The sequence below is a fragment of the Streptomyces sp. NPDC001880 genome (genome assembly GCF_053594575.1).
In genome coordinates, this window is sequence record NZ_JBSFET010000046.1 from 1 (window position 1) to 13,916 (window position 13,916).

13 protein-coding genes and 1 pseudogene are annotated in these 13,916 nt (G+C 72.4%); 5 read left to right on the forward strand and 9 right to left on the reverse strand.

Annotation, left to right across the window (positions count from 1 at the left end; translation table 11 throughout):
- Window positions 1–55: 55 nt before the first annotated feature.
- Complete coding sequence (locus ACWCQ6_RS23040) at window positions 56–1,381, reverse strand: ribonuclease catalytic domain-containing protein (protein WP_451091994.1); 1,326 nt, start codon at window positions 1,379–1,381, stop codon at window positions 56–58.
- Window positions 1,382–1,510: 129 nt separating this feature from the next.
- On the opposite strand from ACWCQ6_RS23040, the gene yaaA reads away from it, so the two are divergent.
- Entirely contained in the window at window positions 1,511–2,311 is an 801-nt protein-coding gene (yaaA, locus tag ACWCQ6_RS23045) for a peroxide stress protein YaaA (protein WP_451091996.1), read from the forward strand.
- A 96-nt stretch (window positions 2,312–2,407) separates the two neighbouring features.
- Complete coding sequence (eda, locus tag ACWCQ6_RS23050; protein ID WP_451091998.1) at window positions 2,408–3,028, forward strand: bifunctional 4-hydroxy-2-oxoglutarate aldolase/2-dehydro-3-deoxy-phosphogluconate aldolase; 621 nt, start codon at window positions 2,408–2,410, stop codon at window positions 3,026–3,028.
- A 123-nt stretch (window positions 3,029–3,151) separates the two neighbouring features.
- Here eda and ACWCQ6_RS23055 read toward each other — a convergent pair whose 3' ends face one another.
- The 4 genes from ACWCQ6_RS23055 to ACWCQ6_RS23070 all read right to left on the reverse strand — a co-directional run bounded on the left by ACWCQ6_RS23055 (window position 3,152) and on the right by ACWCQ6_RS23070 (window position 7,117).
- Window positions 3,152–4,411 (reverse strand): bifunctional RNase H/acid phosphatase, encoded by a 1,260-nt coding sequence (locus ACWCQ6_RS23055; protein ID WP_451092000.1) that lies wholly within the window; start codon window positions 4,409–4,411, stop codon window positions 3,152–3,154.
- Window positions 4,411–5,154, reverse strand: coding sequence for a zinc ribbon domain-containing protein (locus tag ACWCQ6_RS23060; protein WP_451092074.1), 744 nt, complete (start codon window positions 5,152–5,154; stop codon window positions 4,411–4,413). Before ACWCQ6_RS23060 ends, ACWCQ6_RS23055 begins: the two co-directional genes overlap by 1 nt.
- Complete coding sequence (locus ACWCQ6_RS23065; protein ID WP_451092002.1) at window positions 5,151–5,993, reverse strand: Nif3-like dinuclear metal center hexameric protein; 843 nt, start codon at window positions 5,991–5,993, stop codon at window positions 5,151–5,153. The genes ACWCQ6_RS23060 and ACWCQ6_RS23065 overlap by 4 nt, the downstream gene beginning before the upstream one ends.
- Before the next feature lie 83 nt (window positions 5,994–6,076).
- A complete protein-coding gene (locus ACWCQ6_RS23070) occupies window positions 6,077–7,117 on the reverse strand; it encodes an ABC transporter substrate-binding protein (protein ID WP_451092004.1) in 1,041 nt (346 codons plus the stop codon).
- Window positions 7,118–7,316: 199 nt separating this feature from the next.
- Between ACWCQ6_RS23070 and ACWCQ6_RS23075 the strand changes: the two genes are divergently transcribed.
- Both ACWCQ6_RS23075 and ACWCQ6_RS23080 read left to right on the forward strand, forming a co-directional pair.
- Window positions 7,317–8,621, forward strand: a complete 1,305-nt coding sequence (locus ACWCQ6_RS23075; protein ID WP_451092006.1) for a hypothetical protein — start codon at window positions 7,317–7,319, stop codon at window positions 8,619–8,621.
- Window positions 8,622–8,743: 122 nt separating this feature from the next.
- A complete protein-coding gene (locus ACWCQ6_RS23080) occupies window positions 8,744–8,911 on the forward strand; it encodes a hypothetical protein (RefSeq protein ID WP_451092008.1) in 168 nt (55 codons plus the stop codon).
- 94 nt (window positions 8,912–9,005) lie between these two features.
- Here the strand turns inward: ACWCQ6_RS23080 and ACWCQ6_RS23085 are convergent, their stop codons facing one another.
- The 3 genes from ACWCQ6_RS23085 to ACWCQ6_RS23095 all read right to left on the reverse strand — a co-directional run bounded on the left by ACWCQ6_RS23085 (window position 9,006) and on the right by ACWCQ6_RS23095 (window position 12,022).
- Complete coding sequence (locus tag ACWCQ6_RS23085; protein ID WP_451092010.1) at window positions 9,006–9,947, reverse strand: 3-oxoacyl-ACP reductase; 942 nt, start codon at window positions 9,945–9,947, stop codon at window positions 9,006–9,008.
- Window positions 9,948–9,986: 39 nt separating this feature from the next.
- Entirely contained in the window at window positions 9,987–11,063 is a 1,077-nt protein-coding gene (locus ACWCQ6_RS23090) for a Zn-dependent alcohol dehydrogenase (RefSeq protein WP_451092012.1), read from the reverse strand.
- Between the two features lie 86 nt (window positions 11,064–11,149).
- Window positions 11,150–12,022 (reverse strand): MaoC/PaaZ C-terminal domain-containing protein, encoded by an 873-nt coding sequence (locus tag ACWCQ6_RS23095; protein ID WP_451092014.1) that lies wholly within the window; start codon window positions 12,020–12,022, stop codon window positions 11,150–11,152.
- Window positions 12,023–12,253: 231 nt separating this feature from the next.
- Between ACWCQ6_RS23095 and ACWCQ6_RS23100 the strand changes: the two are divergent.
- Window positions 12,254–12,367: pseudogene (locus tag ACWCQ6_RS23100) on the forward strand (DNA-binding response regulator); the annotation flags it as partial.
- A 27-nt stretch (window positions 12,368–12,394) separates the two neighbouring features.
- Here the strand turns inward: ACWCQ6_RS23100 and ACWCQ6_RS23105 are convergent.
- Window positions 12,395–13,816, reverse strand: coding sequence for an MFS transporter (locus ACWCQ6_RS23105; RefSeq protein WP_451092016.1), 1,422 nt, complete (start codon window positions 13,814–13,816; stop codon window positions 12,395–12,397).
- Window positions 13,817–13,916 lie beyond the last annotated feature (100 nt).

Genomic DNA, 13,916 nt, shown 5'->3' on the forward strand with positions numbered 1-13,916 from the left:
GGGTTGCGCAGGTCGACCTTGGCGTGCAGCCAGATCTGGGCGCCGAGGAGGCCGATCATGCCGTAGAGGATGACGGTCCGGTGGTGGGTTCCTGCTCCGACACGTCGACCACGTACGCGTCGAAGACCTCGCCGATCCGGTCCTTGAGCAGCGCGGCCTCGGCCAGGTCGACGCACTCGCGCTCGACGGTGTTGGCACGCCTGGCCCCGTCCGCCATCTCCTTCGGCAGGCCGGGCAGCGCGGCGCCGACCCACTCGGGCGGGTCCTGTTCCGCGACGGCGGCCAGGCACAGCTCGGCCGCGTACCGGTCGACGAGGCGGCGCAGCGGGGCGGTGCAGTGCGTGTAGAGGTCGGCAACGGCGGCGTGGACGGCAGGGGTGGGGAGTTCGCCGTGTTCGAAGACGGTGTAGCCGGCACCGCGCAGCAGGGTGGTGCACTCCTGGAGGAACGCGGCGTGGTTGGCCCTGCGCGGGTCGAGGGAGCGGACGACCTGGGCGTACGGGACGTGGTGCGGCCAGTCGATGTGCAGCGCCTCGGCGAAGCGGCGGAGCCGGGCCACGGCGCCGTCCGGGGCGACCGGCAGGGTGCGCAGGATGCCGGTGCCGGTCTCGGTCATGAGGTGGGCGGCGGCCATGCCGGTCAGCAGGGAGATCTGGGCGTTCCAGCCGTCGGCGGGCAGCGGGGCGCGGTATGCGAGGCCGTAGCCGCCGTCGCGCTCGACGATCTCCTGCTCGGGCACGTTGAGGGAGATGCCGCCGCGGGCGACCTCCTGCTCCTCGCGGAGCCGTCCGATGTCGCGGAGCAGGGCGAGGGGTTCCTCGGCGGTGCCGGTGTCGATCTGCCGCTGGACGCCCGCGTAGTCGAGCTTGGCGCGGCTGCGGACGAGGGCCCGGCGCACCGAGGTGGCGACGGTGCCGCCCTCGGTGTCGAGGTCGATCCGCCAGAGCACGGCGGGGCGGGTCTGCCCCGGCAGGAGGCTGGCGGCGCCTTCGGAGAGCAGGGCCGGGTGGAGCGGCACCGTGCCGTCGGGGAAGTAGAGGGTCGTCACCCGGCGGTGGGCCTCGGTGTCGAGTGCGCCGCCGGGGCGTACGAAGGCGGCGACATCGGCGACGGCGTAGTGCACCCGGTAGCCGCGTCGGCGGCGTTCGAGGTACATGGCCTGGTCGAGGTCGGTGGAGGCGGGCGGGTCGACGGTGAGGAACGGCAGGTCCGTCGCGTCCTCGTGAGCCAGGACCACCGGGTCCTTCACCGCCTGTTCCGCTTCGGCGAGGACCTCGGACGGGAAGTCGTCGGGGAGGCCGAGCCCGGTACGCAGGGTGCGCAGGGACGCCCCCAGCGGGGTGTCGGCCGGCCCGGTCATGCGGAGATGGCGGCGGGGCATGGACCGAGCGTATGGCGGGGCGGGGCGGGCGGCATCCCGGGCGGCGGCCCGGCCGGTCCCGCGGTGCCCGTACGCTGGCGCGGGGGCCTGGTTCCGTCGCCCCGACTGTGCGTACGAAGGAGAACCGCCGTGCTCGTGCTGTTGCCGCCCTCCGAAGGAAAGGCCGCGTCGGGGCGCGGGGTGCCCCTGAAGCCGGAGTCGCTTTCGCTTCCGGGCCTGGCCGGGGCGCGGGCGGCGGTTCTCGACGAGCTGGTCGAGCTGTGCGCGGCGGATCAGGAGAAGGCCCGTGAGGTGCTCGGGCTGAGCGAGGGGCTGCGCGGCGAGATCGCGAAGAACGTGGAGCTGCGGACGGCCGGGACGCGTCCGGCCGGGGAGATCTACACGGGCGTGCTGTACGACGCGCTGGACCTGGCCTCCCTGGACGCGTCGGCCAAGCGGCGGGCCGGGAAGTCTCTGCTGGTCTTCTCCGGGCTGTGGGGCGCGGTGCGGGTGGGCGACCGGATTCCCTCGTACCGCTGCTCGATGGGCGTGAAGCTGCCGGGCCTGGGCGCGCTCGGGGCGTACTGGCGTGACCCGATGGGGCAGGTGATGCCGGAGGCGGCCGGGGACGGGCTCGTCCTGGACCTGCGGTCCTCCGCCTACACCGCGGCATGGAAACCGAAGGGCGAGGTGGCACAGCGCACGGCGAGCGTGCGGGTGCTGCACTCCCAGCTGGTGGACGGGGTCGAGAAGCGGTCGGTGGTCAGCCACTTCAACAAGGCCACGAAGGGGCGGATGGTCCGCGATCTACTGGTCTCCGGTGCGCGGCCGAAGGGGCCCGCGGAGCTGGTGGAGACCTTGCGCGGGCTCGGGTACGTCGTGGAGGCCGAGGCTCCGGCGCGGGCCGGGCGGGCGTGGTCGCTCGATGTCGTGGTGACGGAGATTCACTGAGCCACCGGCCGCATGCGGGTGGACCCCGAGCCTGCGGGTTGCATCATGCGCAACGCTCGTTGCGTACGGTGCGACCTTCGCTGCAAGATGGGCCCCATGACCTCCTCTGTGCTGGATCTCGCCCCCGTCGTGCCCGTAGTCGTCCTGGAGGACGCCGCCGACGCGGTGCCGCTCGCGCGGGCCCTGGTCGCGGGCGGACTCCCGGCCATCGAGGTGACGCTGCGCACCGCCGCGGCGCCGGCCGCGATCGAGGCGATCGCGGCCGAGGTGCCGGACGCGGTGGTCGGGGCCGGCACGGTGATCTCCGTACGGAATGTCGCCGACACCGTCGCCGCGGGGGCCCGGTTCCTGGTCAGCCCCGGCTGGACGGACCGGCTGCTGGACGCGATGAAGGCGTCGGGGGTGCCGTTCCTGCCGGGTGTCTCCACGACGTCCGAGGTGGTCGCGCTGCTGGAGCGCGGGGTCACGGAGATGAAGTTCTTCCCGGCCGAGGCGGCCGGCGGCACGGCATATCTGAAGGCGCTCTCCGCACCGCTGCCGCAGGCCCGCTTCTGCCCGACGGGCGGCATCTCCCTCGAATCCGCGCCGTCCTATCTGGCACTGCCCAACGTCGGCTGCGTGGGCGGCAGTTGGATGGTTCCGGCGGACGCCGTCGCGGCGAAGGACTGGGCGCGGGTGGAGCGGCTGGCGAGCGAGGCGTCGGCGCTGCGCGGCTGATTTTCCCCTGCCCACCCCTTCCCGGAACCGGGGCTCCGCCCCGGACCCCGGCTGGTGCGGGCGGGGTGCGAGGCACCCCGGGCCCCAGGGCGAACACCAGGGCGACGCCCCACCGCCCCCGGCTCAGCGCAGGTGCGACGTGTCGTTCAGCAACCGGACCGACGCGTTCCCGTCCGCGTAGTACGCCACTGCCGAAACGGAGGCCGCCGAGAGTTCCATCCGGAACATGGCCTCCGGCGGGGCGCCGAGTGCCAGTCGGATCAGGGTCTTGATCGGGGTCACATGGGTGACCAGGAGGACCGTGCGACCCGCGTAGCGGGTGGTGAGGCGGTCGCGGGTGGCCGACACCCGGCGGGCAACCTCGGCGAAGCTCTCGCCGCCGCCGGTGGGGGCCGCCTTCGCGGAGGCCAGCCAGGCGTCCAGGTCGGGGCCGTAGCGCTCACGTACCTCGGCGAAGGTCAGGCCCTCCCAGGCGCCGAAGTCCGTCTCGCGCAGGCCGTCCTCGATCCGGACCTCCAGGCCGAGCCGGGCCGCCACCGCGGCCGCCGTTTCGCGGCAGCGGCGCAGCGGGGAGCTGACGATCTCCTCGATCGTGCCGCGGGCGGCCAGCGACCGGGCGATGCGTTCGGCCTGGTGGCGGCCGGCCGCCGAGAGTTCGGGATCGCTGCCGCCGCTGCCCGAGAACCGCTTCTCGGGGGTGAGGGCCGTCTCGCCGTGCCGGAGCAGTACGAAGGTGGCGGGCGCCCCGAGATCGGGCGCCGCGCCCCAGCCGACCTGGGGGGCCGCCGGGGAGGCCGCTCCCGGCCGGGAGGCCAGGGCCGCGCGGGCCCTGGCGGCGCCCGCCGCAGCGTCGCCGGGCGGACCGGACACCGGGGGGAGGTCCGCGGTGGTCGAGGGCCGGGGGGTGTCGAGGGCGGCCGTGGACGCGGACGGCTCCCACTGCTTGCCGCGCCTGCCCGCGTCCATCGCCTCGTTGGCGAGCCGGTCGGCGTGCTTGTTCTTCTCGCGCGGGATCCACTCGTACGTGACGGCGGAGGCAGGCAGGATCCTGGCGGCCTCCGCCGCGAGCGGCTTCATGTCGGGGTGCTTGATCTTCCAGCGGCCCGACATCTGTTCCACGACCAGCTTGGAGTCCATCCGGACCCGCACCTGGACCGCGCCGTCCGCCGAGGCGTCCGGTGCCAGCGCCCTCGCCGCCTTCAGGCCCGCGATGAGGCCCTTGTACTCGGCGACGTTGTTCGTCGCGACGCCGATGTACTCGGCGGCCTCGGCGAGGGTCTCCCCCGTCACCGGGTCGATGACGACCGCCCCGTAACCGGCGGGTCCGGGGTTGCCCCGGGATCCGCCGTCGGCCTCGATGACGAACTGGCGCGGCGGGGTCATTACAGGCCCGACTCCGCCGTACGGACCAGGATGCGGCGGCAGTTCTCGCAGCGCAGGACGGTGTCCGGGGACGCCGCCTTCACGTCGTTGACCTCGGTGATGTTCAGTTCGAGGCGGCAGCCCTCGCAGCGGCGCTGGTAGAGGCGCGCGGCGCCGACCCCGCCCTGCTGGACGCGGAGCTTGTCGTACAGCTTCATCAGGTCCGCGGGGACGGAAGCGGCGACCAGCTCGCGCTCCTTGGTGACGCTCGCGGCCTCCTCGTCGAGCTCCTTGGTAGCGGCGTCGCGGCGGGCGGTCGCGCCGTCGGCCTTGGCCCGGACGGCGGAGACCCGGTCGGACAGCTCGGTGACGCGCTCCTGGGCGGACTCGCGGCGCTCCATCACTTCGAGGACGACGTCCTCCAGGTCGCCCTGGCGCTTGGCCAGCGAGGTGATCTCGCGCTGGAGGCTCTCCAGGTCCTTCGGCGAGGTGACCGCGCCGGAGTCGAGGCGCTGCTGGTCGCGGGCGGCACGCTGGCGCACCTGGTCGACGTCCTGCTCCGCCTTGGTCTGCTCGCGGGCGGTGTCGCTCTCCTCGGTCTGCGAGGCGACCAGCAGGTCGCGCAGTTGCGCGAGGTCGCTGGTGAGCGCCTCGATCTCGGCGTGCTCGGGCAGCGACTTGCGCCGGTGGGCGAGCTGCGACAGGCGTACGTCGAGGGCCTGGACGTCGAGAAGTCGGATCTGGTCGGCGGGCGCGGCGTTCAGTTGGGGGCTCCAGAAGAGTGGTGGGTGGTGGTGGTCCAGGGGTCGGTGACCTGCTTCGAGACATGGACCCGCAGGTCCCATCCGTGGCGGTCGGAAATCGCGTCGAGCTGCGCCGCGGCCTGTTCGCACCAGGGCCACTCGGTGGCCCAGTGCGCGGCGTCGATCAGGCCGAGCGGGGAGTGCTGGACGGCTTCGGAGGCCGGGTGGTGGCGCAGGTCGGCGGTGAGGAAGGCGTCGACGCCCGCGGCTCGTACCGCGTCGAAGAGGCTGTCGCCCGAGCCGCCGCTGACGGCGACGGTGCGCACGGTCGCCGACGGGTCGCCGGCGAGCCGGATGCCCTGCGCGGTGGCGGGCAGCCGGGCGGCCGCGCGGGCGGCGAACTCCGCCAGGGTCTCGGGGTGGTCGAGCACACAGATCCGGCCCAGGCCACGGCGCCCCTCGGGGTCGGCCGGGTCCGGTACGAGCGGACCCTCGACGCGCAGGTCGAGCGCGCCGGCCAGCGCGTCGGAGACGCCCGGGTCGGCGGTGTCGGCGTTGGTGTGGGCGACGTGCAGCGCGATGTCGTGCTTGATGAGGGTGTGCACGACCCGGCCCTTGAAGGTGTCGGCCGCGACCGTCGTCGTACCCCGCAGATAGAGCGGGTGGTGGGTGACGATCAGCTGGGCACCGAGCCGGATCGCCTCGTCGGCGATCTCGTGGACGGGGTCGACGGCGAAGAGCACACGGTCGACGGCGGCACCGGGGTCTCCGCAGACGGTACCGACCGCGTCCCAGCCTTCGGCCCGCTCGGGCGGCCAGAGAGCGTCGAGCTCGGCGAGAACATCAGACAGACGGGGCACAAGCAAAGGCTACCTGCCCTGCGTGCCCCGTCGCCCATGGCTGTGGCGGTCCGCGCGGACCGCCACAGCCCGCTCAAGGACCGTTACTTCACGAGGTCGGCGCGGAGGTCGTCGAGGACCAGGTCGGCGGCCGTGACACCGAGGCCGAGGTACCAGGTCTCGTCGGAGACGTCCTTGGCCCGGCCCTCCTTGACGGCGTCGAGGTTCTTCCACAGCGGGTTGGCCTGGGTGGTGTCCCGGTCGGTGGCCTTCACGTCGCCGTAGACGCCGGTGAAGATCCAGTCGGCGTCGGCCTCGTCGATCTTCTCCGGGCTGATCTCCACGGCGAGGTCGTTGATCTGCTGGTTCTCGGGCCGCGGAAGACCGACGTCGTCGAGGATGGTGCCGATGAAGGACGCCTTGGCGTAGAGGCGGATCCGGTCCGGCATGTAGCGGACCATCGAGATGGTCGGCTTGTCCGGGCCGATGTCCTCGCCGAGCTTCTTCGCCTTGGCCTCGTAGGCGTCGAGCTCGCTCTCGGCCTTGGCCGTCTTGTCCAGCGCCGCGGCGTTGAGGAGGTAGTTCTCCTTCCAGGTGAAGCCCGGACGGATGGAGAACACGGTCGGCGCAATCTTGGAGAGCGCGTCGTACTTGTCGGCCGCGCGCAGCTGGCTGCCGAGGATCAGGTCGGGCTCGAGACCTGCGATGGCCTCCAGGTTGAGGTTGTTGATGGTGCCGATGTTCTTCGGGTTGCCCGCCTCCTTCTTCAGGTACGAGGGCATGGCCGCGCCACCCTCGGAGGGGGCGTAGCCGACCGGCTTCACACCCAGCGAGACGACGTTGTCGAGCTCACCGACGTCCAGCACGACGACGCGCTTGGGAGCGGACTTGATCTCGGTCTTGCCCATCGCGTGGGTGACGGTCCGGGGGAACTCCCCGGCCTCGGCGTCGGTCCCGTACTCCGCCGTCTTCTTCGCGGCGTCGGCGAAGTCCTTGCCGCCCGTGGCGACGGCCGCCTTCTTGTCGCCGCCATCGGACTTGGCCGAGCCGCCCGACCCCCCGTCGTCACTCCCGCAGGACGAGAGGGTGAGGGCGGCAGCCACCGCCAGGCCGACTGCGGCGGTGCCGCGGCGACGAAGGGACATCACTTGCTCCAGTTGTAACGAACAGACCGATAATGCTTAGGGCTGCCTAACCTTACTCATTCACCTCACGCCCAGCACAGCCACCCCCTCGCTCTCAGCCGAATACCGACATCGCCACCCTTATGTGTGAAGTGACGGGGCTCGCGTTGTTCGGCAGGAAGTGCGAAAACTAGCTTCGGTTGCCGGAGGTGACCAGCCCATGACTGTCTGTGCCATCGGGAAGAGGTCCGTAGGCGCGACCGGGGCCGCCGGAGACCACGGGGATGCGGCCTTGAAGGACAGCGAGCCGGAGGCGACCGGTGCGCCGGACGACCCGCCGGACGAAGCGGACGGAGCGGGTGGAGGGAGCGCGCCGCCCGGGGCGGCCCCCGCCACGCCCACGTTCACGATCGCCGCGGACGGTTCGTACGCGGCCCGGCTCGCGCTCGCGGAAGTGGCGGCGGAGGCGTCCGGCGAGGCCGGCGGGGGGTGGTTCGTTGAGCGCTGGACGCTCGGCGGGCCCGAGCCGTACGCCGTACCGCTCCCCCTCGACCAGCCGGAGGAGCCGGACTCCGAGGTGCTGCCGCTGGCCGACGGGCGGGTGCTGATCCGGCGCCGGGTCGCGGACCGGCACGCGGTGTCGCTGCTCTATCCGACCGGCCCCGGGACCGGTGAACTCCCGCTCGGCTCCGTCGAATGTGCGGAGCTGACCCTGCTGCCGCCCACGCCGGACGGGGTGAGCGCGTACGCGTTGTCGGCCGGTGCGCGCTCCACCTCCGTCTGGCTGGTGGTGGGCGGCGCCCGCGGTCCCGAGCTGGTCGCGGAGGTTCCGGGGCGCTGCTCCGGCGGTGTCTGGCTGGACCGGGCGGGCCGGATGCTGGCCCTGGACCGGGAGATGCCGGGCGGCGGCCCGGTCAAGGCGGTCGCCGTGGACCTGGAGCGGGGTGGCGAGGTGACGCCGCTGCTGCAGTTCGCCCCGGACAGCAACGACCGGCTGCTGCTCGCCGACCCGGACAGCGGACTGCTGCTGATCCGCTCGGACGCGCCGGGGCACGACCGGCTGGGGTGGGGCGTGCTCGGCAGCAGTCTGCCGGTGCGCTTCCCGGAGTGCCTGCGCCCGGCCGATGTGGCGGTGACGCCGTTCGCCGTGCAGCCGGGCCAGATGCTGATGCCGGAGAGCTGCGCGGTGGCGCTGCGGATCGACGGGGCGGCGGGCAGCTGGGTCGGGGTGTGGCGCCCGGCCGGGCGCCGTCTGCATCAATTCGCCGCCCCGCAGGGGTGGCAGGCCGGGCGCGGGGTGTGGACCCGGGACGGCGTGCTCGGACTTCCGTACGCCGACGGGAACGTGGCGTGCGGTGTGGCCCTGCTGGAGGCACCGGCGGACGAGGAGCGCGGCGTACGGCCGCCCGTGGAACCCGGCGCGGAAAGCGGTATGCAACCGTCCGCCGCCGCTGTGCCTCTACCCGTGTGTAAGCCGATTCCACTGGGGCAGGCGCCTCTCACGGGGCGCATGGTGCCTGGTTAAGATCTGGGCCCGGGCTACGCAGCCGTATCCGGTGGTCGCCCACGGTGACCGCGTCGTGTTGCGGTTGGCGTGATCGGCCCGGTGACACACACGTAAGCGATCACAACGGGGTGACTTCCCACATGTCTGAAGCCCGAACCGACACGACCCAGACGCGTCCGGCGGACGCGGACCGGGCCGAAGCCGGCGGCTCCGGAAAGCACCGAGGGGGCGAGTCGACGGACGACACGTCCGCGCAGCCGCACGGCCGCCATCGCCGTCCCTCCGAGGGGGACAGCCGGGCGGCCTGACCGCACGGAACAGCAACGAGGGACGGGTGGGCCCCGGCAGCCGGAGACGGCTGCCGGGGCCCACCCGTGTCCGCGGTGTCCCGGCCTTTGCCGGTCAGCCCCGTTTCAGGCCGAGCACCTCCGCCGCGGCGAAGGTCTCGTTCGGCGGGCGGTCCTCGTAGTACGGCGAGATCAGCTCGTCCAGCTCGCCGAAGGAGAACGTCTCCTTCGAGGAGTCGAACTTGGCCGCGACCCTGGGGCGTTCGACGATCGCGACCATCCCGCCGTGCACGACGAGCAGTTGCCCGTTGACCTTGGCGGCGGCCGGGGAGGCCAGATAGCCGACCAGTGGTGCGACGTGTTCGGGGGCGAGCGCGTCGAGCCCGCCGTCCGTCGGTTCCTGGAAGCCCGCGAAGACGTCCTCGGTCATCCGGGTGCGGGCCCGCGGGCAGATGACGTTGGCGGTGACCCCGTACCGGGCCAGGGCCAGGGCCGTGGAGGTGGTGAGGCCGACGATGCCGCCCTTGGCCGCCGCGTAGTTCGGCTGGCCCGCCGAACCGGCCAGGAACGCCTCCGACGAGGTGTTGACGATCCGGCCGTGGACCGGCCCGCCGGACTCCTTGGAGCGGGTGCGCCAGTGCGCGGCGGCGAAGTGCGTGGTGTTGAAGTGGCCCTTGAGATGAACCCTGATGACCGAGTCCCACTCGTCCTCGGTCATCGAGAAGATCATCCGGTCGCGCAGGATGCCCGCGTTGTTGACCAGGATGTCGAGCTTTCCGTAGGTGTCGACGGCCAGTTCCACCAGGGCGCGGGCCTGCTCGTGGTCGGAGACGTCGCCGAGGTGCGCGACCGCCCGGCCGCCCGCGGCCCGGATCTCCTCGGCGACCTCCTCGGCGGGCGTCGCGGACGCCTCGCCGGAGCCGTCGCGGCCCGGCTGCCCGTAGTCGTTGACGACCACGGACGCGCCCAGCCCCGCCAGTTCCAGCGCTTCGGCGCGTCCGAGGCCGCGGCCCGCGCCCGTGACGATCGCGGACATGCCGTCCAGGGGAAGTGACATCGGAATCTCTCCAGTCCTCTCGGGAGGGGCGGGCGGTGGTCAGAGCTCGACGCAGGTGCGCAGCGACTCGCCGGTCCGCATCTGGTCGAGCGCGTCATTGATCCCTTCGAGCCGCACCCGGTGGGTGATCATCGATTCGAGGTCGATCCGGCCGGCCCGCCAGAGCGCGATGGCCCGTTCGTACGAGCGGAGCACATCTCCTCCCCCGTACATGGAGGGCAGGATCCGCTTCTCGTCGAAGAACAGCTCGAACATGTTGACCTGGAAGTTGTCGTCCATCGCGCCCGCGCCGACGACGCACAGGGTGCCGCCGCGCCGGGTGTTGTCGTACGCGGTGCGCGCGGTGGCCGACTTGCCGACGACCTCGAATACGTAGTCGAAGCCCTCGCCCGCGGTGATGCGCTGCTTGGCATCGGCGAACTCGTCGGGCGAAACCGCCTCGGTCGCGCCGAACCGCAGCGCCGCCTCGCGCCGGGAGGCGACCGGGTCCACGGCCACGATCTGGGCGGCACCCTGCACCCGGGCGCCCTGGATCGTGGAGATGCCGACGCCGCCGCAGCCGATCACGGCGACCGACGAACCCGCCTGAACCTGTGCGGTGTTGATGGCCGCGCCGAGTCCGGTGGTCACCCCGCAGCCGATCAGCGCGGCGATCTCGAACGGTACGTCGTCGGGGATCGGCACCGCGCAGCCGGCGCCGACGACGACCTCCTCGGTGAAGGTGCCGGTGCCCGCGAAGCCGAATACATCGCCGCCGGGGCGCTTGAAGTTGGGGGTGCCCGCGTTCATGAAGCCGGCCAGGCAGAGCTGGGTCTGGCCGCGTTTGCAGGACGGGCACGCCCCGCAGGCGGGCAGCCAGCAGACCAGCACCCGGTCCCCCGCGCTCAGCCCGGTGACGCCGTCACCGACGTCCATGACCTCGCCGGCGCCCTCGTGGCCCGGGATGAACGGGGCCGGCTGGGGCAGCACCCCGCTCATCGCCGAGACGTCGGAGTGGCACAGTCCGGTGGCCCTGATGCGGAGCCTGACCTTGCCGGGGCCGAAGCCCACCGCCTCGACGTCGTCGAGGACCTCCAGTTTGTCCTGGCCTATCTCGTGCAGTACGGCTGCGCGCATGGTGCGGCTCCCCTCATGGGCGTGTGGAACGTGGGCCTGCGGTCCTCTTGGCGTCGGTCCGGGGCGGGGCGGGGTCGGGGTCGAGGTCAGGAGTGTTCGACGAAGGTGTCGCCGAGGACCTTGGCGTTGTTTCGCTCCACGGCCGTCACCTCGACCCGTACCTGGTTCTCGGCGGTCCACATCTCGATGCGGAGGGTCTCGCCGGGGAAGACGATCCCGGTGAAACGGGTGCGGTAGGAGCGGATGCGGGTCACATCGCCGCCGAGGACCGTGTCGGTGACGGCCTTGAGCGTGATGCCGTAGGTGCACAGTCCGTGCAGGATCGGCCGCTCGAAGCCGGCGAGCGCGGCGAACTCGGGGTCGGCGTGCAGCGGATTCCAGTCCCCGGAGAGGCGGTACAACAGCGCCTGGTCCGGGCGGACGGGCCGCCGCACGATGTGGTCCGGGGCGGTCTCGGGATACGGGACCCGCTCGGAGGGGCCGCGTTCACCGCCGAAGCCGCCCTCGCCCCGGACGTAGATCTGGGCGTCGTTGGTCCACAGCGGGCCCTCCTCGTCGGCGGCCTCGGTGCGCAGCACCAGCACGGCGGCCTTGCCCTTGTCGTACACCGCGGCAACCTTCGAGGTCTGTACGGCGCTGCCCCGGACCGGGATCGGCCGGTGCACCCGTACGCTCTGCCCGCCGTGCAGGACGGCGGCGAGGTCGATGTCGATGCCGGGCGAGGAGAGTCCGCCGACGACACCCATGCCCGCTCCCGCGACGGTGGCGAAGGAGGGCAGCACATGGAGCCGGGACTCCAGTGTGTAGCGCAGCTCGTCGGGGTCCACGGCGGCGTCGGTACGGTCGGGGTCGAAGCCGGCTCCGATCCCGAGGTGGTAGAGCTGTACGTCCTTGTGGTCCCACCCGATCCGGGCGGAACGGGGTTCGGCGGCGAGAGCCTTTTCGGCATCAATGGGCATGGGAGAGCTGCTCCTTGATGGTGGGAAGACCTCGGCGCGGCCGTCCGCACCGTCGGCCGCACCGAGGTCGCGCGGGACCGGCCGCCACGCCCTTTCTAGAACGCGTTCTAGCCGATGAACTCATGTATAACGCAGTGCCCAGCACTTGTGAAGACTGCTGCTGACGTGGCGTCAGATTCATTCGCGGGCCGGCGCCCGGCCATGACATATGTCATCGCGAAGTCCGTACACACACTGCATCTGTCCGAGCCGACGGTGCGGAACCGTCTGTCGTCGGCGATCGGCAGGACCGGCACCCGCAACCGGATGGAGGCGGTGCGGGCGGCACGGGAGCAGGGGTGGCTGCAGGCGGCCGGGACGGCGCCGTCCGGGTCAGTGCTGAGCCGAGCGGTGGCGCGGCAGCCAGAGCGCCATCAGCAGCAATCCGCCCAGCAGCACCGTGCCGGCCGTCCGGAAGGCGAGTGCGTAACCGGCCGTGAGCTCCTCCGGTCCGGTGCCGCCCGCGGTGCGTGCCGCGGCGACGGTGGAGAGCACGGCGAGACCCAGTGCGCCGCCCATCGTGCGGGAGGTGCCGATGAGGCCGGAGACGAGCCCGGCCTCCCCGGGGCCCGCACCCGTGATGGCGAGCGAGGCGAGCGGGGTGGCCGCCAGGCCCGTACCGCCCATCATCAGGATTCCGGGCAGGCAGACCGAGGTGAGGTACGAGCCGTCCGGGCCCATCGTGGACTGCCAGCCGAAGCCCGCGGCGGCGACGGCCGTACCGATGAGCGCCAGGTTCTTCGCGCCGACCCCGGTCATGATGCGGGGTGCGCACTTCGAGCCGAGGACGACGGCCAACGACGTGGGTATCAGGGCGAGTCCGGCCTCCAGCGGGGTGTAGCCCAGCACCGTCTGGGCGTACACCGTCATGAAGTACCACATCGCGAACGACGCCGAGCCGATGACGAACGTCGCCGCGTTCGCCGAGGTCACCGCGCGGGTCGCGAGGACCCTGAGCGGCATCAGCGGCTCCACCGCCCTGGCCTCCACCACGACGAAGACGATGAGCACGGCCACCCCGCCGAGCAGCGGCAGCAGGGTCGCCGCCGCGGTCCAGCCCGCCGCCTCGATCTGCACGATGCCGTAGGCGACGGAGGCGAGGCCCGCCGTGACCAGGACCGCGCCGAGGAAGTCGATGCGCCGCCGCTCGCCCGCCCGGCTCTCGGCGAGCCGGAGTGCGGCGCCGGCCAGGACGCAGACACCGATCGGCACATTGATCAGCAGGACCCACCGCCAGGAGAGCAGATCGGTCAGCACCCCGCCGATCAGCCCGCCCGCCGCGCCGCCGCCCGCGCCGACGGCCATCCAGGTGCCGATCGCCCGGGTCCTGGCCGGCCCCTCGGGGAACACGGTGGTGAGCAGGGTGAGGGTCGCCGGGGAGAGAACGGCGGCGCCGAGCCCCTGGACGGCGCGGGCGGCCAGCAGCTGCCAGCCCTCCTGGGCGAGCCCACCGGCCAGGGAAGCCGCGGTGAACAGGGCGAGTCCGGTGAGGAACATCCGCTTGCGGCCGTAGATGTCGGCGGCGCGTCCGCCGAGCAGCATGAATCCCGCGAACGCGATGGAGTAGGCGTTGAGCACCCATTGCAGTCCGGCGGCGCTCATGTCCAGGTCGGAACGCATCGACGGCAGGGCCACGTTGACGACGGACACATCGAGTACGACGAGGAACTGTCCGACGAATGCGGCGAGCATCACGGCCCAGGTACGGGTGCCGGGGCGCTTGCGCAAGGGCACGGGCGTCGTGATGTTCACCATGCCGGTCATACTCGCAGCCGCCGCGCGCCCCGTACACCGGTATATGAGCCGACTCCGGCTCGGCCCAGGGACCCGGCGGGGACCTGCGCCGCTCGCCCCG

Bases quoted from the DNA above. Each gene is read 5' to 3' on its own strand.
- ACWCQ6_RS23090 (WP_451092012.1), bottom strand. From the start codon at position 11,063: ATGCGCGCAGCCGTACTGCACGAGATAGGCCAGGACAAACTGGAGGTC.
- eda (WP_451091998.1), top strand. From the start codon at position 2,408: ATGACCTCCTCTGTGCTGGATCTCGCCCCCGTCGTGCCCGTAGTCGTC.
- ACWCQ6_RS23085 (WP_451092010.1), bottom strand. From the start codon at position 9,947: ATGTCACTTCCCCTGGACGGCATGTCCGCGATCGTCACGGGCGCGGGC.
- ACWCQ6_RS23055 (WP_451092000.1), bottom strand. From the start codon at position 4,411: ATGACCCCGCCGCGCCAGTTCGTCATCGAGGCCGACGGCGGATCCCGG.
- ACWCQ6_RS23095 (WP_451092014.1), bottom strand. From the start codon at position 12,022: ATGCCCATTGATGCCGAAAAGGCTCTCGCCGCCGAACCCCGTTCCGCC.
- ACWCQ6_RS23075 (WP_451092006.1), top strand. From the start codon at position 7,317: ATGACTGTCTGTGCCATCGGGAAGAGGTCCGTAGGCGCGACCGGGGCC.
- ACWCQ6_RS23105 (WP_451092016.1), bottom strand. From the start codon at position 13,816: ATGGTGAACATCACGACGCCCGTGCCCTTGCGCAAGCGCCCCGGCACC.
- ACWCQ6_RS23040 (WP_451091994.1), bottom strand. From the start codon at position 1,381: ATGCCCCGCCGCCATCTCCGCATGACCGGGCCGGCCGACACCCCGCTG.
- ACWCQ6_RS23080 (WP_451092008.1), top strand. From the start codon at position 8,744: ATGTCTGAAGCCCGAACCGACACGACCCAGACGCGTCCGGCGGACGCG.
- ACWCQ6_RS23070 (WP_451092004.1), bottom strand. From the start codon at position 7,117: ATGTCCCTTCGTCGCCGCGGCACCGCCGCAGTCGGCCTGGCGGTGGCT.